Source organism: Niabella beijingensis (assembly GCF_020034665.1).
GTDB lineage: Bacteria > Bacteroidota > Bacteroidia > Chitinophagales > Chitinophagaceae > Niabella > Niabella beijingensis.
On the sequence record NZ_JAIQDI010000002.1, the window covers coordinates 1,401,035 to 1,420,807 of the forward strand.

Below are 19,773 nucleotides of genomic sequence, written 5' to 3' on the forward strand. Positions count from 1 at the left end.
TTGTTAAAAATAAAAATCTATCCAACCGAATATTCCTTTAATAACTGCCGATAGCTGGAAAGGATGACCGATTTGGAAATAAATCCAATAAACCGGTTGTTTTCATCCGTCACCGGCAACTGCCAGGCATTCGTGTCATCAAAAATTTTAATAATTTCCGGTAATAGTTGCCAGGGATGAATAATGGCTACTGGTGCCTTCATTAATTGTTGTACCGAATGAATACCTTCCAGGTCTTTGTTAAACAGGATGGGCCGGATATCATCCAGGGTCAGGACGCCCGTCAAATGACCCACATCATCCAGGACAGCAAAAATATTCTTATTCCCATTTTTTATAGCCTCCTGCAAATCGGTAATTGTGTTGTGTGGGCTTATTATCTGGGATTGTTTGTCAATCAGATCTGCCGTATGAAGCAGCGACAACAGGTTTTTGTCATGCTCATGGGTAAAGATCTTTCCCTGCGTTGCCAATGCTTTGAAGTCAGGGGGCAACACTGAAAACCATCGTGCAATCAGGTAAGAAATAACGGACACAATCATCAGCGGAATGAACAAATCATATCCCAGGCTTGATTCGGCGATAAGGAAAATTGCGGTAAGTGGTGCATAAAGGGCGCCACTCATTACACCGGCCATGCCTGCCAGCACCAGGTTAGAAACAGGTACCTCCTCAAAGCCCAATTGTGTACAGATAACGGCAAATAAAAAACCCAGAGTGCCACCTGCAAACAAAGAGGGCGCAAAATTACCGCCATTACCGCCACTATGTATGGTAATAGATGTGGCAAATGCTTTTAAAAGACAGATCAATACTAAAAAAATAATGAGTGTCCAGTTACCGGTTTCAAAATACCTGAAAAAGCTGTTATGTAAAACGCCTTGCGCATTTCCATCTGCAAAAGCTTTCACTATAGTGTATCCTTCCCCAAACAATGGCGGTAGCAGCAGGCATAATAGAGATAGCGCTGCACCACCCAACATGGCAACCCGGAGCCGGGAGAGCCTTAGCTTTTTGATGAAATGCTCGATATATTGTGAAATGATCACAAAATACCGCGCATAAAATCCTGCTACCAGTCCCAATATTAAATAGTAGAGGATGTTATGGTAATTAAAGGACTGCCGGGCATAGAAGCGGAAGAGCACGTCATCCTCAAGCAATACTCTTGAAAGCAAACTGCCGCAGATGGCTGCAACTACCAGGGGAATAAAATCTGAAAAAACTACGCCGGTCAACAGTATTTCAAAGGCGAACATGATACCTGCTATCGGTGCGTTAAAGGCAGCGGCAATGCCCGCAGTAGCACCAGCTGCCAGCAATAAAGTCCGTTCTTTGTATCCCAGCTTATAGGTTTGCGCGTAGTTAGAGCCAATGGCGGCACCGGTCACAGCCATAGGACTTTCAAGGCCGGCGGAACCACCCAGCCCTACGGTTATAGCACTTTGCACCATTTGAGAGTACATTTTTACCCTGGAAATAATGCTCGAATTCTGGGCAATTTCATATAAAACGGCGCCGATCCCTTTGCGGTCCTGGCCTTTGAACACGGTAAGCACTGTTATGGTTGTCAGCACAATGCCTAAAAACGGGAAAACAATATAAAAAAGTACCTGGTACTCAAAATGCACTTTGGTTATAATTAACTGGTGTATATAGTGAACGACGGCTTTTAATAGCACCCCGGCAAGGCCAGCCGTACATCCCACAAGGATACCGGAGAGAATCAAAAACTGGTTACGGTTCAGGCGGTTTTTTAACCAAAATAGTACCAGCTCATAACTGCGCACTTTCTCCAGGCTATACTTTTGAAAATCTCTTTTGAATTTTAGGAAACTGATGTACTTCTTTTTATTATGAAATTCCACAAAGTTTACTGTTAAAGTATGGGTAGCGCTCCTTAAATAATGACAAACAGCAACTTTTGTCGTTATCCTGTCTTTTAGAACACCAGAATACTTGCGATGAAATGGGGCAAAGTTAGGCGAAAGGCATGGTTATACCTCAGACTGGATTACTTTGCATGATATCCGGAAGAAGTAGTCTGCCTGCTACCTTACCTCCGATACTTTCCGGATCATGTGCAACTGACGGAGATCGTCAGAAGCCGGAGATTCGAATACTTCAAGATGGAAATATTTAATTGCCGCAAGCAAATGATCGAAAAGGTCAGCCATTGTATCTTCGAAGTAGCCCCAGTTTGTTCCATTGGTAAACATGTACAACTCCAAAGGAAGCCCATGTTCAGTAGGTGCTAATTGTCGTACCATTAAGGTCATGTTCTTATGTATTTCCGGGTTATGCTTTGCATAAGAAAGGATATAAGACCGGAAAAGGCCCACATTAGTCATTCTGCGGCCATTAACTGGAACGGTGCTGTCAACCTGGTATTTTTGGTTATATGCCCGGATTTCTGTTTCCCGTTTATCAATATATTCTTTTAAGAGCTGGATCTTTTTGAGCGCTTCAATCTCTTCAGAGGCCAGGTAGCGAATGGAAGAAATTTTAATATTGATGGCCCTTTTTATCCTTCTTCCCCCACTTTCCTCCATGCCGCGATAGTTTTTAAAGGCGTCGCTCAACAGCGTGTAAGTAGGAATAGTAACGACTGTTTTATCAAAATTGCGCACCCTCACATTATTCAGGTTGATTTGCATCACGTCCCCATCTACCCCATATTTAGGCATCTCGATCCAGTCTCCGACTCTAATGGAATCGTTTGCCGAAACCTGGATGCTGGCAACAAAACCCAAAATTGTGTCCTTGAACACCAGCATCAGGATAGCCGAAGCAGCACCCAGAGATACCAAAAAAGACCAGGGGGAGCTGCCTGTGAGAGAAGATACGATCAAAGTGCCGGACATAAATATTAAAAAAATTTGTACAACCTGCAGGTAGCTGTCCAGCGGCTTGTCTGCAAAGGCCTTCGTTCCGGCCATCAGGTCTCTTATCGTTTTTAAGATACTGCTTACCAGTTGATACGTACAAATAATGATCAAGATCTCAAGAAGCTTTTCCAGGCCGGCTGTGAACCGGGGAAACCCTATAAAAACATAGGGCAGCAATTGCCGGGTTAAAATGACAAGGATCAGCCTGCTGGCCGCATCAAGTGCTTTGTTCTCCATCAGCCTGTCGTCCCAGGTCCAGCGGGTACGTGCAATAACTTTATGTAATAATTCCTTAGCTATCTTGCGAACGATGTAGTCTGCAATCAGCACGATCAATAAAGTGGCGAATAGCAAGCTGATACTGGTAAAAATATGGGCCGCTTTATCTGAAATATTTAATTTTTGCCAGATATCATACGTCCATTGATATACATCACTACTGTCAGGAACAAGGGTACTGCCATCGATGTTAATACTGCTTAAAAAAGTCATATTAACAAGCAAACGTACCCATTTTGTAGCGGGCAAACAAACTTTGAGTGAGAAAATTCAAACTCAAATGCTTTTTTCATAAAAACACAGGTTTGCAACTGATATGTAATCGGGAAACTGAAAAGACAATCTAATTCGATATATCGGTAATATAGGAGGCGATCTTAGTTCAAAAATGGTATTTTTGAAACCTGTAATGCTCGGTTGAAGCGCTTAAAATTAATCAATGATAAAATATCATATCCGTAAAATTGCGATTGCAACAAATTTTAGTGAGGAATCAGATAATGCAGTGTATCAGGCCGCAGAGATAGCAAAAAAACATAATGCTGAATTGGATATTATACATGCGGTATCTCCGGCAGAATCAAGAAATAAAAAGGCCGAATTTGTTCAGGCTGCTTACGACCGGTTAAAAATGTACCGAGATCGGATCCTAAATGAATTTGACATCGAATCAAAGGTTTTTGCACGTGTTGGTGACGTGGCTGCATTTATATATAAGTACTGCATTGAAAACAAAACAGATCTTTTAATTATCGGCGTACTGAATGGTGTTAAGCGATATTTCAAAGAATCCATGGCCTATGAAATTATTATGAAAATTGAATGCCCGGTGCTTTCCATTCCGCTCAGTTTTAAAAAGGCAGATTTTTACAAAATCTTATTTCCCGTTCGTGACGTTGAAGGCGTTAAAGAAAAACTCGTTCATTCCCAGCCTTTTATCCAAAAAGATAACTCGGAGCTACACATTGTTTGCCTTGGGCAACCGGATTCATATAAGGTTAATGAAGTTATTGAGCTGGCTCAGAACCAACAAATACAATTTTCAATTTCAGATTTTGATGCTGACTCGAAAAAAAATATTGCTCCCGGAGTTATTTTAGCTGCAAAAGAAAGGCAAGCTGATATGATTGTAATTAACGCTACTTCTGAAAAACAGTGGTACAACATATTCGGTGAAAACTATACGGAATACATCTTAAAGGAAGCAGCAATGGCAGTCTTATCAATAACGCATCCTTTTGAATCAGCAAATCTATCTGATATAAAATAGTCGTTAAATCTATTTCTTAGATTTTTAGTTCCCATCCAGGCTTCGCTAAAACAAAAAAGTTGCCTATTTTTAAGCAGAAGATGATGATCATTATTTTGTTAAGCTATGGGTAATCAAAACAAGTTTTTCAGAGGAATTCGACTAACAATTGCACGGTTATTTAATCTGCATCTCGAAAAGGCAAATGAAGCGGATGTTGTCCAGTCCATTAAAAAAGGCGTTGAGTTCAGGGGGCCTAACTTGTGGACACTGATCTTTGCTATATTTATCGCTTCAATTGGTTTAAATGTCAATTCGACTGCCGTAATCATCGGCGCCATGCTGATCTCTCCGCTTATGGGACCCATTATGGGTATAGGCCTGGGCATTGCGGTCATCGATATTGATCTTGTAAAAAAAGGGAGCCGGAATCTGTTGACAGCCACGTTGATCAGTATTGCCACTTCCGCATTATATTTTTGGATCACTCCACTGCATGATGCGCAAAGCGAGCTACTGGCCCGTACTACACCTTCTATATGGGATGTTTTTATTGCTTTTTTTGGAGGACTGGCGGGCATTGTAGCCAGCACCAGGAAAGAGAAAAGTAATGTAATTCCGGGGGTTGCCATCGCTACGGCATTGATGCCACCGCTTTGTACTGCAGGTTTCGGGCTGGCTTCGGGAAACTTCTATTATTTTCTGGGCGCGATTTACCTGTATTTCATTAACAGTGTATTCATTTGCCTCAGCACTTACCTGATTGTACGGTTTCTGAATTTCAGGAAAGTGCAATTCGAAAATCAAACCTATGGTAAAAAAGTGTCCCGCTATATCCTGCTTATTGTGACTGCAGCAGTAATCCCAAGCATCTACCTGGCGTACAAAATAGTGGACAAAAGCATATTTGAGTCCAATGCCCAAGCGTTTGTAAACAACCAGTTCCGGTTTAAAAACACACAAGTTGTCAATAAGACCTTTCGTTACCGATCTGACAGCAGTGAGATTGACTTGCTGCTTATTGGACAAACACTGCCTCAACTTACTATTGATACTATCTCACAAAAGTTAAATCAGTATCGGCTAAATGATGCCAAACTGGTTGTACGGCAGGGATTGGATGCGAAACAACAGATTGACTTTAGCCAGATAAAAGCAAGCATCCTGGAGGACGTTTTTAAAGAAGATTCGGCACGGAACTCATCCCTACAGGAGACGGCGGCTGCTTCCCGGGAACTACCCGATCTCAGGGCCGAGCTGAAAGCTTTATACCCTGGATTAATGTATTATACCGGGTCCCGATCAATTATTTACCGAACAGATACCCTGGCTACCGATACCATTACTTTATTTGTGGCCAACTTTTCAAAGGCCCCCACCCGTGACGATCGCCTTAAAATGCAACAATGGCTGAAAGAACGCCTCCAGACAGATTCAGTAAGATTGATTGTGCAATGAGTCGTTATTTTTCCCCAGAGAATTTTAATTTGCTGATCAGCTTTCCAACAGAAAGCCCCTGAACGAGTATAGAAAATAACACGACTATAAAAGTAATAGAAACGATAATTTCCTTGTAGGTACTGGGTGGCAGGGATAATGCCAATGCAATAGAAATACCACCCCTTAAACCACCCCAGGTCATTACATAGATCGTTTTAATTCCCAATTTTCTTTTAAACCCAAATATTAAAGAAGGGAAATACAAGGAAAAGAAGCGGGATACTACGACCAGCGGGGCAATAACCAAGCCAGCAAAGATCATTTCCCGGTTAAAAGAAACCATAACAATTTCCAGCCCGATTAGCATAAAAAGAACAGCATTCAACACCTCATCTACAACCTCCCAAAATTTCCCCATATAGTCCCGTGTTATGTCACTCATAGCTTTGGCCGCGCCCCTGTTACCCGTCATGATACCAGCAACCACCATAGCCAAGGGACCGGATACATGCAGGTAATGACAGAGGCTGTATCCTCCCATAACCATTGCCAGGGAAATGAGGATCTCGGTTTGAAAATGGTCGATTGCTTTCATCATGCGGTATCCGGTAAAGCCGATAAGTGCACCCGCTACCAGGCCGCCCAGCGCTTCTCTTCCAAACAATTTAATAATTTCCATTACACCGAACTGTTCCGGGCCCCACGCTGCTATGCCCAGCAGCGTAGCAAAAATGACTACACCAATACCGTCATTAAAAAGAGATTCTCCAACAATGTTGATTTCCACTTTCTGTGGGATGCGCGCCTTTTTGAGAATACTCATAACCGCAATTGGGTCTGTGGGAGAGATCAGCGCTCCGAACAGCAGACAATAGATGAATGGGACGGGTGCAGCAAATAATTGCGCCAACTCATACATGATAGCTCCAACACAAAAAGTGGAGATAAGCGTTCCTATTGTCGCAAATGTAAGAATGCTTTTAGCCTCCTTACGCAGTTCGGGTACTTTCACATGCATGGAGCCTGCAAAAAGCAAAAAACTCAACAAGATACCGAGCAGGAACTCGGAAAAATTGATCAGCTCCAGTTTTTGCTGGATCATTGCTTTGAACCCCGAAGAAAAATAACCTGATACAATCAAGCCGAGTGATGCCAGCACCCCCATCAGCATCAGACTGATACCAGATGGAAATTTAAACAACCGGACATTTATATAAGAAAAGAATGCCGCCATCGTAATGAGCACCGAAAAGAGAATAAACAGTTGCATAGAAATTATATTATCTAAAATTTAATTTTTTAAATTATTGACTATCAATAAAAATTGCCTATTCTTTATAGTTATTTAAACAATAAAACGTTAGACAATATTAGTCAAAACTCTCACTCTCTGTATATAAATCTTTTTGCAAAATATTATTGACTTTCATTTTTAAATTTATAATAGCGCCTCAATATAGCTCCGTGATCCAACAGGAGTGCGGTAGTTAACGGTTTGACAAATAAACAACTACCAGAATCAAGAAATTCACCGCCTACTTTATGTTGAAAAACCGTACAACAGAATTGAAGACCTTATGTCGTTCAATGCAGAAATCGATAAAATAGAAAATGACAAGCGCCGCCTTTATAGTTTAAGAGATAATAACAGATAAAAAAACGATTGGTACAACGAGATTAGCCACTTTTCCCCGAGTGCTGATATGCATAGGTTCTTGGTTTTTACCGAGAGCGTAAAATAAATTGTGTAAACGGATTAAGCAACTGCATTTAGAGGCGGCATCTGTTGTCAAAGATAGTTAAGAACTGATGGAGTATGAACCCCCAATTTTGGATGGGCATACTCCATTTTTTTTCGATATTGGTAATGGCCATGTAAACCGCCTTTAAGGCCGCCTGGTCATCGGGGAACTGAACCTTGGTTTTCGTGTATTTTCGGATGCCCCGGTTCAGGTTTTCGATGGTATTGGTGGTATAAATGATTTTTCGGATTTCCAGCGGAAAATCAAAATAGCTGGTAAGACAGTCCCAGTTGTTGCGCCAGGACTCAATGGCGTGGCGGTACTTATGCCCCCATTTTTCGGATAATTTTTCCAAAGCAGCTTCTGCCGCATCCCGATTTACAGCCCCATAAACCTCCTTTAAATCAGCGCAGAAGGGCTTTCTGTCTTTCCACACCACATACTTGCAGGAGTTGCGGATCTGGTGCACCACACAGAGCTGGGTTACCGTATCAGGGAATACCCCTTTGATGGCATCTGTAAAACCTTTGAGATTATCGGTGCAGGCGATCAGGATATCTTCCACGCCCCGGGCTTTTAAATCGGTCAGTACGCTCATCCAGAAAGAGGCTGATTCTGTTTCAGCCATCCACATGCCCAACACTTCTTTTAACCCATCGTTTTTCAAACCAATAACCAGGTAAATGCATTTGTTAATATACTTGCCATTCTGCTTTACTTTCAGCACAATGCCGTCCATCCAGACCGTATAATACACCACTTCCAGTGGCCGCTGCTGCCATTCTTTGATGTGCTCTATAATACGATTAGTGACATTAGAAATGGTGCCTTCACTAACATCTACACCGTATACCTGCTTGACCTGTTCAACAATATCGGACGTTGTCATTCCCCGGCTATACATGCCGATAATGGACTCTTCAAGCTTATCGCTCATGCGCTGACCTTTGGGTATCAACTGCGGCTCAAACTCGCTGTTGCGATCCCTGGGAATATTGAGCACCATGTCGCCCAGGGACTGGGTTTTTACCTTTTTGGGGTAGGTGCCGTTACGGCTATTGCCGGTATTGTTGCCATCTTTGGCATGCTTCTCATAACCGAGATGGTTATCAAGTTCGGCTTGTAACATCTGCTCTACGCCCTGTTTGTAGAGCTCGCTAAAAAATGATTGAAAATCTTCTTTGCTTGTAAATTGCTTGAAGAAATCTTTGGGTAATTTGTTGTCCTGTTCCATAAAACTGTATTTAAAGTTAAAAAATCCGGGCCAAAGCGCCGGCCGCAACCCGGGCAGGTTCGCTTCGTTCGGCTCCGCTACGCTCCGCCTCACTTCGCTTCCCCTGCCCGGTGGTTAACTCTCCTATACAGTTACTTAATATTTATTTACACAAAGAACTAAACACTACCTTTTTACCCTTATAAAATACCAGTTTTACCTGCTTTATTAATCAACGCAGCTGTATTAGCCGCATCAAATTTTTCTATTAAACTTTTGCGATGGGTGTTTACAGTGGGTACGCTGATAAATAGCCTTTCTGCAATTTCAGCATTGGTGAGTCCTTCGGCGACTAACTGCAGCACTTCTTTTTCCCTGCGGGTGATAATAGGAGTTTTATCCTCATTTTTTTTAAGTGTAGTTGCTGCTTCAAAACTCAAGTACGTTTTGCCCTGTCTTACGGCGAAGATGGCTTCCAGTAGCTCTTTTTGGGTTGCATTTTTCAATATGTATCCCGATGCGCCATTGTCGGTCATATTACGGATAATGGACTGTTGGTTAAAAGTGCTTAATCCCAGTACAAAAACGAATGGATAATTTTGCTTAACTTCCTTGCACAACTCTATGCCGCTCATATCGGGCAGGCTCACGTCCATCAGTATTATGTCGGGCTGCTGTTGCTTCAGAAAAGCCAGGCAGGATGCCGCATTCATGGCATGTCCTATCCACTCAATATTCTTTTCTTTTTGAAGCAGCGAGCGGATACCTTCTATTACCATGTAGTGGTCGTCAACTATAAAAATTTTTGTTTTCATGAAGCTGATTATTGAATAGGTATCAACAGAGCATCTTAAATACTGATTTCAATTAAAACGGAAGTGCCATTATTAACTGTCGATCTTATATCCAAATTTCCGTTGAGAAATTCTACCCGGTTTTGGATGTTATTCCAGCCAATTCCTTTGGCTTGAGTCAATTCATCAGTGTCAAAACCTTTGCCATCATCTTCCACAGTAATTGTTAACAATTTACCTTGTTCTGTAAGTTGCGCCTGAACAAGTACATTTTTGGCCGCCGCATGCTTGACTACATTGTTCACCAGCTCCTGTACAACACGGTAAATCGTAACGGCAACGGTTTGCTCAAAGAGGGCATTGTCCATTCCTAGCGATTGATAGCTTGCACAAATAATACCACTGCGGTCAATTTCATTGCAGAATTCTTTTAACGCTGTGTCCAGCCCGTATTTTACGAGCGTTTCCGGCATCATATTGTGTGCCACACGGCGCATTTCTTTTATGGAGCTGTCCAACATGTCAATACTCCGTTCAAATGCTCGCGCATTATCGGGCGTGAGAATGAGATTTTCTTTCATATTCTGAAATGAATATTTAATGCCGCTGAGCATACCTCCTAAACCATCGTGCAGATCTTTAGCCAATCTTGTACGTTCCTGCTCTTCGCCTTTGAGTACAGCTTCTGTGGCGGTAAGTTGTTTTTCGGTTTCTAATTCGTTTATTTTTGCCTGTTGTAGTTTTTGTTTATTCTTATAGCTCTTGTACCCCAGTAAGCCAATAAGAATCGCGCAGAAAGCCGCACCAGCGAGCAAATAATTGAGGATGCTTTTTTGTTTTAATTCAACTTGCTGAAGTTTTATTTGGGATACTTTTTTTTCGACGTCATATTTTGTTTCAAGTTCTTCAGTATAAAAATTAAGCTCTTTCAAATTTGTTGCTCTTACTAAAGAATCATATTTGAAGGTATAGGTTTCTCCCGCCTTTATTTTCCCCTGTAGGTAATAGAAAATGGAATAGGTTTGATAAGCATTTCGTAATGCATCTGCATTTCCGTCTTTATTGGCTATTTGTATTGCACTGTCTAACTGGATTTTGGCATTAATATAATTTTCTTGTGCCATAAAATTTAGAGCGTAAGAGACGTTTAATTCCGGTGTGTTTTTTTTATCTTGCTGTGTTACACTTATTTTTTTTAATTCATTCGAATAGAAGGCAACTTCCCTGATATTCCCGTTTTTAAAATTATCGTAACAAAGATTGATTAGAGCATTATTGATATTATCTGCATCTGCTTCCTTTTTTGCAAAGTCCAGTTGCTTTTTGCCAATACTAATGGCACTGTCAAGAATATTTAGTTGGGAGTAGCTGGCGGCCAAGTTATTTAGCCCCATAGCAATTGCGAAAGAATTGGCAAAGTGTTTTCCATATTCAACGGCCTTCCGGGCGTGTATAATTGCTTTATCGAATTGTTCTAAATTATAGTAAGTAGCGGAGGCCGTAAGATGTCGGACGGGAAAACTAATGCTATCCTTTGTTCTTTCAGAAAGATCAAGGCTTTTTAATATACAATTAATCGCCTCTTTTTTATTACCAAAGTGATTGTACACTGCCGCAAGATTGTTATAGCTTTTGGCTAATAACTTCAAGTCATTTTCTTTTTCGGCAACATCTCTACTGTGCAATGCATGTTTAACAGCGTTTTTGTAATCGTTTTGGTAATAGAAGTATTCAGAAAAGCCCGCATTAATAAAAAAATCAAATTTCTCAGTCTTCAACTTTTTGGCTAGTGTATTTGCCTGGTCTAAGTAATAATAAAAGCTGTCGTAATTTTTACTGGAGTATAATTTTTCAATGTTTAGTAATAGCCTGATTTTAGCTGTATCCTCTTTGGCAGTAACCAGCCCTTTCAGCAAACTGTCTTTTTTATTTCCCGTCTGTGAAATAGCCGAAACAGTCATAGCAGCCAAACAGATAGATTGCACGAATAGCCTTTTTGTCATTTTTGAGCAACTTGGCAACATAATGGTTGCAATTTACATTTGAAGTTATCATGTTTTCTCATCTTTTTTGATGATTTTTTGAGTGCCATTCCAAAATTCATCTTTTTTAACGATTGTGCGACTAATAATAGCATGGCAATTTTGTTTCTTAAAAAAAACTGATGAAAACCATTCTTTCAGTCGCATTGTCAACGGCCGTAATATTTTTTTCCTGTAAGAAGGATAAAGAAGCGGACATTGTATTACCAACCGTAACCACCATTCCCGTTAGCGTCACAACAAGTAGTGAAGCAATGGCGGGCGGCGAAATCAGCAACCAGGGCTCTGCTGCTGTAACTGCCCGTGGTGTTGTATGGGGTACCACTGCCAACCCCACCATTGATCTGACCTCCAAAACCAGCGATGGGGCAGGCATTGGTTTTTTCACTTCTTCCATAACCGGCTTGCAGCCTAATACCGCTTATCATGTGAGGGCTTACGCTACAAGCAGCGCAGGAACGGCCTATGGCAACGATATTAGTTTTACCACGGATGCTCCCGTACCAAAAGTATATGCGTGTGGTTATGACCGCAGCACAGGAGACGACCATGCAAGCCTATGGGCGGATGGCACAGGTTCATTTTTGGCAAGCAGTTCTCTTAAATCTTATGCTTCCAGTATTGCCGTTTCAGATGCAGGAGACGTATATGTGGTAGGCTGGGATTTTACCGGAGGGATAGATAATGCTAAAATTTGGAAAAATGGCGTGGCTACGGTTTTATCTAATTCAAATTCCAGGGCCAATTCGGTCGTTATATCCGGTAGCGATGTATATGTTGCAGGTTTTATTGACAATGGTTCAAATTATGTAGCCACATACTGGAAAAATGGCACAGCAATAGGACTTACTGATGGTATCAGAACAGCTACGGCCAGTTCCATCTTTGTATCGGGCAGTGATGTGTATGTGGCAGGATATGAAAATAGCGGCTCAGTGGATGTAGCCTGTTATTGGAAAAACGGCGCTAAAGTGGTTCTTCCTAATGTTACAAGTGGTGGAAAATATTCCCGTGCTAATTCCATCTTTGTATCTGGCGGCGATGATGTATATGTTGCCGGGTACCAGTTTAACGGTACTATTGAAATTGCCAAATACTGGAAAAACGGCGCTAGCATTGATTTAGGGACTTACTCTTCTCGTGCAAATTCCATCTTTGTATCCGGCGGCGATGTATATGTAGCGGGTTATGAAAAAGGGGCCGCCAAGTATTGGAAAAATGGCGTGGAAACCAGCTTTACCGCTACCGCATCTTATTCTGCAGAAGCTAAATCCATCTTTGTATCTGGCAGCGATGTATATGTTGCAGTAACCGAATACGGCTTTCCTTCGGGGGAGAAAGCCAAATATTTTAAAAATGGTGTGGAAACTATTTTGTCAACCGGCGACCGGTCCGGTGCGTTTGGCATAGTTGTGAAATAGATTTTTCTATTGCCACGAAGGTTTGGGGACAAGAATGGAGAAACTTGGCATCTCCGTGCCTTCGTGGTAATTTCCAAATAAAAATCATCTTTTTTAATGATTGTACAATCAATAATAGCATTGTAATCTTGTTTTATAAAAAATTAACAGATGAAACCGGTATTGCTTCTCATAATACTTACAATCATTGCGACAGGTGTTTTTGCCCAAAAGCAAACCTTTGATATTGTAAGCTATACACCGCCCGCAAATTGGAATAAAGACCCCAAAGGCGATTATGTTTCATACTCCAGAATTGACGGAGCAAGCTGGAGCCAGATTGCCGTTTATAAAAGCAGACAAAGCAGTGGAAATATTGTAGAAGATGCACAAAAAGACTGGCAGGATATTGTTTTGGCGGGGCATACTATAGAACAGGAGGACAAGACGACGTCAAAATCTGACGAAGGCTGGCAGGTAATGAGCCGGAGCGGCGTATGGCAATACAATGGCACAAACGTAGCAACGGTACTTACGACTTACAGCAATGGAAATGTTTGTGTAAGTGTTTTGTGGAACGGCACTGCGCAACCCTATATGAAAAACCTGAAAGATTTTATTGCCAGTATAGAATTGGATGCCAATAACCTAATATATAAAAACGACAGTGTAATGAACAATCAAAACAACAATCTGGAAACGATGGACGATAACAATCCAGCAAGCGTTTCTGAAACTTCCTCCATTGCCGGTTTATGGACCTACTATGTTTCAGAGGGAGTCGGGTTGTCCGGCTACATGAGAAGGGAATACCAATTTAACGTGGACGGAACTTATACATACCGCAACAAACAATGGCTTACTACAGCGCCCAATATTATTTTTATGTACGAAACCGGAACTTATACAGTGCAGGGCAACCAACTCACCCTTACACCTAAAAATGGGAAAGCAGGATTTTGGGGAAAGAAGTCAAGCGCTAAGGAATGGGGTCCATTGAAAAAATCATCCAACTATAAACTGGAAAAAACTACTTATACTTTTGAGACAATTAACGACCCAACATATGGTAATGCGGTTGTACTAAAAGCCGCAAATGCTACACAAAGAGACGGGGCTCAATCAAACAATGATAATAATCCAATTGAAGTGAGGTATAGCCTAAGAACATCAGCATCATCTATTGACAATCCGCCGGGATTCAAATTATAATATGCATAAAAATGAAAATAGCAATGAAAAATATTTTTCTATGGATATTGGCTTTCGTCTGTATCCACAATGCAGCAGCTCAGCAAAAAAATCCCACTACAACAAAAGAAATGCAGGATAAAATCAAACAGGCGCAGCAGCAGTTGGATAAGCTGACACCGGAACAAAGAAAGATGATGGAGCAAATGGGCATGTCAACCACGGTTCCATCAATGCTCAACGGCATTACCGATGCAGATGTTAAAGCAGCAGTAAACGGAGATGCTTTCAGTGTGCCTTCAAAAAATACAATGCTCATCGCTGCTATCTCTAAAATAACCGTAACAACAGCCACGCTGCCTTCCTACATAAAGTCGTTGAACGATTATATTGAAAAAGGCATCAGCAATGATGCAAAAATATTTGCACAGCAGGTGTATGCAACCCTTAAGGCAAATCAATTCGATGCAGCTTCTATCGGGAATGCATCGCTTGGTTATTGGACAATCGGTAACTTGGAAATTGCCGTCTACATCATGGGGCGCGCCTGTACCGACAATACCACAGACGCAGATTTGCTGAGCAATTTTACCGCCATGCTAAGTATGGGCGGGGCGCCACATAGAGCCATTCCGCTATTGGAATATCTCAATAAACAATACCCCGGCAATACAACGATACTCAACAACCTGGGGCAGGCCTGGTTTTACCTGGGCGAAACAGATAAGGCCAATGAACAATTGAATAAGGTGGTAAAAGCATTTGCCTATCACCCGCAGGCAAACTATACACAATGCCTTATTGAGCAAAGCAAAGGCAATACGCCTAAGGCAATAGAGAAAATGAAAAACTCCATTGCCTACAGTTATTCGCTGGATAAATTAAATATGCTGCGCAAACTGGGCTATAAAGTAAAAGGAAGCGATATGCGTATTCCGTTTCGCCCCGATCCGGATCCGTTGGGGCTAAAAAAGTTTATCCGCCCCGATGTTCCCATGTCTTATGCCGATGAATTAAGATTAAGCGCCGACTGGGATGCTTTTCAAAAACAGGTAAATGAAAAAAGCATGCAATTGGCAAAAGACCTTATTCCTTACCAGCAGGCAAATAATCAAAAAGCCCAACAGGCTTATGAAAAATTTGCCGGTAAAAGCGCAGGACAAATCCTGCAAATGAAATCCGATAATGCAACGGAAAGCAATTTGTACCAGGCTACTGCCCAACGAAACCTGGAAGAAATGAATAAGGATGGCGGTGTCGCTTACCGTTTAAAGGTTGCAAAAAAGCAAATTGATAATTTGATAAAAGATTTTACGGCTAAGGATGAAGCACAACGCAAATCCTTTGAAAAACAAAACAGCATTAAGGCGGAACAGGAAACTGAACTGGCCAAAAAAGGAGAAAACCTGGGGTATGATAACTGCGTGGTGCAACAAAAATACAGCGATTGGGTTTATACCAATTACAATAAACCCTTAGAAGAAGCGTATAAAAATTATTTACACCAGTTGTATTTAAAAATTACGGAAGAATTGTACTGGGAGCAGTTTGTGCAAGAAGAAGCTACATTTGAAGCTACCAAAATTGCGGCCAAAAAGGAATGGCTGGCTGCCCTTGGAAATACAAGATACATTGCTACCAATAAATATGGCGATTGTAAAGCGGCCGAAAAGAAAACATCAAAATATAAACTTGTCGACTTTGATGATATGCACTGCATATACAAGTCGATGCTGGATTTTAGGGTGTGTACCATGATATTTGAGTGCGGTAAGTCATCTATATCATTTGACGCCGGTCGGCTCAGTGGCAATTTTCATTTTAAATCTGATAATACCGGAAAAGAACGCTTCGTAAAAGGCACTATGGAAGCAACGGTAATTGATAAAAGTGTTTCTGCCGGTAAAGGCCCGCTACAGGTGGGCGCATCGGTAAAAGCCGGTATGGGTATAGAATTTACCAACCGGGGAATAGAAGACGTATATGCCACCGGGGAAGCCAAAGTGACAGCAGGTTCCAATACGGTAAGCGACCCGGCCGGTATAGTAAGCGACCCCAGTGTGAGCATTACTGTTTCAGGCCGCATGAGTTTGATTTCAGGAAATATGAGCGGCGGAATAAGTGGGTTTGGTAAGTGACATAGATATTTTCATTAAAAATAAATTTTCAAAAAATAATTGGACGTCATGAATAAAATATTTATTAGTGCAATAATACCTGTTGCGCTATTATCCACTACTGCCCACGCACAAGACTGCAAAACCAGCGCCGAGGTGGAAACGATGCCGGGAAAATACCAAACTGCCGCACAATATCCCTGGCCTGCTGTAAAGGCAGAATATTTCAAAAATATGGTCACCGCGCCGGATAAAACTATGGTTAAAAAGACATTAGCCGAGATAGAAAATACTGAAGCGAAAACCCATGTCAGTCTTGCCCTCACCGGCGGTAATTGGGAAAATATTTATTCAACAAAAGGATACGCTTATTTGGGCAATACCAGGCTGGGACAATACAGCTTTGAAGCTTCGCTGCACGAGTTTTTTTGCCTGAATGGTAAACTGAAACGTAATGACGAAGCCGGAACCATTTTGCGGATTTACGTAAATGCCATTCCCTCCAACACACTTAGTCGTTTTTTAGATTATCCCTTTGGCAGCAGCCTGGGGGAATATGACTTTGGTTTTCAGTTCCAGAATTGGAAAAATCATAAGCCCGTTAATGTAAATGATCCGTTAATCCGGTTGTTCAATTATTTTTCCTGTAATAATGAACAGTTGATTGACGCCATTAACTCCGGAAAAAAATGTTTCCAGGATGTGGCCGAAAAAGACATCAAACCCAACAACCGAAATAATTTTATTTATCGCTATTGGTTTGTGAAGAAAAAAGATGTTCCTGTTTTAGTTCCGGTAAGCCGAAAAGAATATTTGCAAAGTCTTTTAGAATATTACGAAAGGGAAAAATTATATTTTCCAAAACTGATTTCAGAATTAACCACTAATCACGACAAAGGTATTGAGCGTAATTGTGGAAACTGGGAAGCCGATATAACCGACAAAATAGCCAAAGTAAAAAAAGCGCTAAGCGAACAGAAAGACGAATGGTTACAGCAGCAAGCTGTCATAAACAAGATAGAAGATGCTTCGCAAAATTATAAAGCAAAGCTAAAAGAAAAAACTAATTACAATCGGTTTTGGAGATTTTATGATAGGGAAGGCAAAAGCCAGCCACTTTATAAAATAAATCCCGATTATTTCAAGACAAACAACGTAGGTGCCGCTACTCCACAGTTAATAACAGTTGCCTTCCGGTATGTAACTATACCTTCTTCTCTTAGAATTCTAAACAATTTTACGGAACATTTTGATTTTGAAGCTCTACAAAACCTGTTGAAGTAGTAATAAATTATCTACCAGAAAATCCGATCACCTTCTGGATCAGAAGATAGTTCGTAGCCATGTAGTTGAAAGTTTCTCCCGGTTTAGCCAGGAGCGGCAGGCGTTGTACCAGTTTCCAGGCGCTATCTTCTCCACGCCCGCCAACTGGTCCGCCAGTACGATCATCTTCAACATCTGGCAGGCCGGATACATGTTCCATCAGTTGTCTAAGTGTAATACTCTGCCAGCTTTGAGGCAAGCTGTCTACGTGGCGTCCTATAGGATCATTGAGACGAACTTTGCCCTCCTCGACTAGTTGCATTAATGCTACGCCAGCAAAGATCTTTGCAATAGAATTAATCGAAAAAATGGTACTATCGCTTACCGGAATATTAAAAGCCACATCGGCAATTCCTTTTGAAGCGGAGAAAACCACACAGGTTCCTTTTATAACTGCAATTTGTAGACCGGGAATCTGCTTCTGTTTCATCTGTGTTATCAGATAGCGGTCTGTCTTTTCATTTGGGGTCTGAGCAATGCTGGTTGCGTACAGCAGTGTTTGGGCAATGCAGAGAGCACATAATTTTTCATATATTAAAAGTAATAAAGTTTGGGATGCGGCGTTCAATCATGAATTACAAAGTCCCTTTAGATCGTCATTAATTATATTTGGATTAGTTATATTGCAATTCTATTTCAGATACCGTTTCTTTAATTAATTTCATATCATTCCGAGCCAACCATAATTCTTTAACCTTCATTGCAGCTTCCTCTGGAGTAATGCGGATATACTTGTAGAAGTCCTTTGTTCTTTTATGACCGCTGATCTTCATAATGAGCTCAACCGGCGTACCTGCTAGAAACTCGTTAGTACAGAAAGAACGGCGTGCAGTATGAGATGTGATCCACTCATATTTTGGCTTGGTCACCGTTATTGTTTGGTTGCCTTTTTTGTAGGAAAACTTTACTATTTGGGTAATCCCCGCAAGTTTCCCAATGGTCTTAATATGTCTGTTAAATTCAGGATTTGTCAACTCTGGTATGCGATCGCGGAACTGACGGGTAAAGATCAATTTTGCTTCGTGCCGTAAAGGAATAATCACCCAATGGTCGGATTTTTCCTGCTTTTTATAGAGCATATCCCTTTGGAGATCCTCTGGTCGAAGAGTTGAAAAGTCTGAAAACCGCAGCCCTGTTAAACAAGCTAGAACAAATAAATCCCTGTACTCTGTAAGATGAGGATGTTCTGACAGATCGGTTTGGTAGATTTTGGCGATCTCCTCATGGGTGAGGTATATGGCGTCGCTTTCTTCCTCCGGTATTCTGAAATCAGACAGGTCGATGGGCTTAATAACTTTTCTTTTGACCCGGTCTTTAATAAAACCCCGGAGATGCTTGATCGTTTTTCCAATAGTGTTTAATTTAAGCCCGACCAGCAATGTTTTTCTGCGGATATGTACATGCTCAAACGTCAGGTAGTCCACAAAATCTTCATAGAAGCTAAAATCAAAGCTATCAAAAGTGATCTGCTGATTACGGAATTCCTCGAAGGCGAGCAAATGGGACTTTACGTTACCATAAACAGTTAGAGTGGCTTTACTTACCTTCCGTTTCTTGGATTTTATAAACTCATCAAATTGATAATAAACACTAAGCTTGTTCTTCTTTTCGGTTTCCTGTTTTTCTGCGGCTTCTTTTTCTTTTGCTTCAATATCATCAAAGTCAAAAGTCGGCGAAAAATGTTTCTTTGTAAACTCAGCGCGGGCCTCAATTGGAATTTTCTTTAATCCGGCATAGGTAACAATGTCTTCTACAATTTTTTTCAGTCGTTTTAGCTCATTATTGAGCTCGTTGTAATCACCATGCGTTGCAGGTAGCCGATCACTAATACTGCGGCTTCCGTTATCCCAATAGATGGGTGGAATTTTGACATCCGTTCCAAATAAAGGTTTCTGATTTTCATTGCAACAATACTGAACAAAAATGGAGCAGGTTCCATCAGCATGAACCCGGTTTTTTCGACAAATTAGCTTAATTGGGAGAGACATAACCTGAACAATTTTAATCGACTTGAGTAGCCTGAAATCAGGTCTACTTTTGGTCTACTTTTTAAAATTGTTAAGCTGTTTTAAAGGTAGTAAAGATTCTCAGTGGA

The 19,773-nt window shown here is 41.2% G+C and carries 14 protein-coding genes; 6 read left to right on the forward strand and 8 right to left on the reverse strand.

The window, feature by feature from the left end:
- Nucleotides 1-17: 17 nt before the first annotated feature.
- Both K7B07_RS21885 and K7B07_RS21890 read right to left on the reverse strand, forming a co-directional pair.
- The gene (locus tag K7B07_RS21885; protein WP_223712675.1) at nt 18-1,868 is read right to left on the reverse strand and encodes a chloride channel protein; all 1,851 of its coding nucleotides are present in this window, start codon (nt 1,866-1,868) and stop codon (nt 18-20) included.
- Between the two features lie 183 nt (nt 1,869-2,051).
- On the reverse strand, nt 2,052-3,380 hold the full coding sequence (locus K7B07_RS21890) for a mechanosensitive ion channel family protein (protein WP_223712676.1): 1,329 nt from the start codon (nt 3,378-3,380) through the stop codon (nt 2,052-2,054).
- Between the two features lie 226 nt (nt 3,381-3,606).
- Between K7B07_RS21890 and K7B07_RS21895 the strand changes: the two genes are divergently transcribed.
- Together K7B07_RS21895 and K7B07_RS21900 are read left to right on the forward strand one after the other, a co-directional pair.
- On the forward strand, nt 3,607-4,437 hold the full coding sequence (locus K7B07_RS21895) for a universal stress protein (RefSeq protein ID WP_223712677.1): 831 nt from the start codon (nt 3,607-3,609) through the stop codon (nt 4,435-4,437).
- A gap of 105 nt (nt 4,438-4,542) precedes the next feature.
- Entirely contained in the window at nt 4,543-5,874 is a 1,332-nt protein-coding gene (locus tag K7B07_RS21900) for a TIGR00341 family protein (protein ID WP_067754970.1), read from the forward strand.
- 4 nt (nt 5,875-5,878) lie between these two features.
- Here the strand turns inward: K7B07_RS21900 and K7B07_RS21905 are convergent, their stop codons facing one another.
- From K7B07_RS21905 to K7B07_RS21920, 4 genes are all read right to left on the reverse strand, one after another.
- On the reverse strand, nt 5,879-7,126 hold the full coding sequence (locus K7B07_RS21905; RefSeq protein WP_223712678.1) for a cation:proton antiporter: 1,248 nt from the start codon (nt 7,124-7,126) through the stop codon (nt 5,879-5,881).
- Between the two features lie 500 nt (nt 7,127-7,626).
- Nucleotides 7,627-8,832 carry an IS256 family transposase gene (locus tag K7B07_RS21910; protein ID WP_223712679.1) on the reverse strand — a complete coding sequence of 402 codons (1,206 nt, stop codon included), beginning with the start codon at nt 8,830-8,832 and terminating at the stop codon, nt 7,627-7,629.
- Nucleotides 8,833-9,011: 179 nt separating this feature from the next.
- Nucleotides 9,012-9,626, reverse strand: coding sequence for a response regulator (locus K7B07_RS21915; protein ID WP_067754964.1), 615 nt, complete (start codon nt 9,624-9,626; stop codon nt 9,012-9,014).
- A gap of 35 nt (nt 9,627-9,661) precedes the next feature.
- Nucleotides 9,662-11,608 (reverse strand): tetratricopeptide repeat-containing sensor histidine kinase, encoded by a 1,947-nt coding sequence (locus K7B07_RS21920; protein ID WP_223712680.1) that lies wholly within the window; start codon nt 11,606-11,608, stop codon nt 9,662-9,664.
- A 161-nt stretch (nt 11,609-11,769) separates the two neighbouring features.
- Here K7B07_RS21920 and K7B07_RS21925 point away from each other — a divergent pair, with 161 nt between their 5' ends.
- The 4 genes from K7B07_RS21925 (at nt 11,770) to K7B07_RS21940 (ending at nt 17,639) form a co-directional block, all read left to right on the forward strand.
- Nucleotides 11,770-13,068, forward strand: coding sequence for a hypothetical protein (locus tag K7B07_RS21925; RefSeq protein WP_223712681.1), 1,299 nt, complete (start codon nt 11,770-11,772; stop codon nt 13,066-13,068).
- 150 nt (nt 13,069-13,218) lie between these two features.
- Complete coding sequence (locus tag K7B07_RS21930) at nt 13,219-14,259, forward strand: hypothetical protein (protein ID WP_223712682.1); 1,041 nt, start codon at nt 13,219-13,221, stop codon at nt 14,257-14,259.
- Nucleotides 14,260-14,282: 23 nt separating this feature from the next.
- The gene (locus K7B07_RS21935) at nt 14,283-16,376 is read left to right on the forward strand and encodes a tetratricopeptide repeat protein (RefSeq protein WP_223712683.1); all 2,094 of its coding nucleotides are present in this window, start codon (nt 14,283-14,285) and stop codon (nt 16,374-16,376) included.
- 48 nt (nt 16,377-16,424) lie between these two features.
- The gene (locus tag K7B07_RS21940; RefSeq protein WP_223712684.1) at nt 16,425-17,639 is read left to right on the forward strand and encodes a hypothetical protein; all 1,215 of its coding nucleotides are present in this window, start codon (nt 16,425-16,427) and stop codon (nt 17,637-17,639) included.
- A gap of 7 nt (nt 17,640-17,646) precedes the next feature.
- Here the strand turns inward: K7B07_RS21940 and K7B07_RS21945 are convergent, their stop codons facing one another.
- Both K7B07_RS21945 and K7B07_RS21950 read right to left on the reverse strand, forming a co-directional pair.
- Nucleotides 17,647-18,246: a serine hydrolase domain-containing protein gene (locus K7B07_RS21945; protein WP_223712685.1), complete on the reverse strand. Its 600-nt coding sequence runs from the start codon at nt 18,244-18,246 to the stop codon at nt 17,647-17,649.
- A gap of 46 nt (nt 18,247-18,292) precedes the next feature.
- A complete protein-coding gene (locus K7B07_RS21950) occupies nt 18,293-19,666 on the reverse strand; it encodes a site-specific integrase (protein ID WP_067754940.1) in 1,374 nt (457 codons plus the stop codon).
- Nucleotides 19,667-19,773: the final 107 nt, after the last annotated feature.

What these genes read in the sequence shown, in the direction of transcription:
- K7B07_RS21890 (WP_223712676.1), bottom strand. Translation starts at nt 3,380, where the DNA reads ATGACTTTTTTAAGCAGTATTAACATCGATGGCAGTACCCTTGTTCCT.
- K7B07_RS21895 (WP_223712677.1), top strand. Translation starts at nt 3,607, where the DNA reads ATGATAAAATATCATATCCGTAAAATTGCGATTGCAACAAATTTTAGT.
- K7B07_RS21900 (WP_067754970.1), top strand. Translation starts at nt 4,543, where the DNA reads ATGGGTAATCAAAACAAGTTTTTCAGAGGAATTCGACTAACAATTGCA.
- K7B07_RS21905 (WP_223712678.1), bottom strand. Translation starts at nt 7,126, where the DNA reads ATGCAACTGTTTATTCTCTTTTCGGTGCTCATTACGATGGCGGCATTC.
- K7B07_RS21910 (WP_223712679.1), bottom strand. Translation starts at nt 8,832, where the DNA reads ATGGAACAGGACAACAAATTACCCAAAGATTTCTTCAAGCAATTTACA.
- K7B07_RS21915 (WP_067754964.1), bottom strand. Translation starts at nt 9,626, where the DNA reads ATGAAAACAAAAATTTTTATAGTTGACGACCACTACATGGTAATAGAA.
- K7B07_RS21920 (WP_223712680.1), bottom strand. Translation starts at nt 11,608, where the DNA reads ATGACAAAAAGGCTATTCGTGCAATCTATCTGTTTGGCTGCTATGACT.
- K7B07_RS21925 (WP_223712681.1), top strand. Translation starts at nt 11,770, where the DNA reads ATGAAAACCATTCTTTCAGTCGCATTGTCAACGGCCGTAATATTTTTT.
- K7B07_RS21930 (WP_223712682.1), top strand. Translation starts at nt 13,219, where the DNA reads ATGAAACCGGTATTGCTTCTCATAATACTTACAATCATTGCGACAGGT.
- K7B07_RS21935 (WP_223712683.1), top strand. Translation starts at nt 14,283, where the DNA reads ATGAAAAATATTTTTCTATGGATATTGGCTTTCGTCTGTATCCACAAT.
- K7B07_RS21940 (WP_223712684.1), top strand. Translation starts at nt 16,425, where the DNA reads ATGAATAAAATATTTATTAGTGCAATAATACCTGTTGCGCTATTATCC.
- K7B07_RS21950 (WP_067754940.1), bottom strand. Translation starts at nt 19,666, where the DNA reads ATGTCTCTCCCAATTAAGCTAATTTGTCGAAAAAACCGGGTTCATGCT.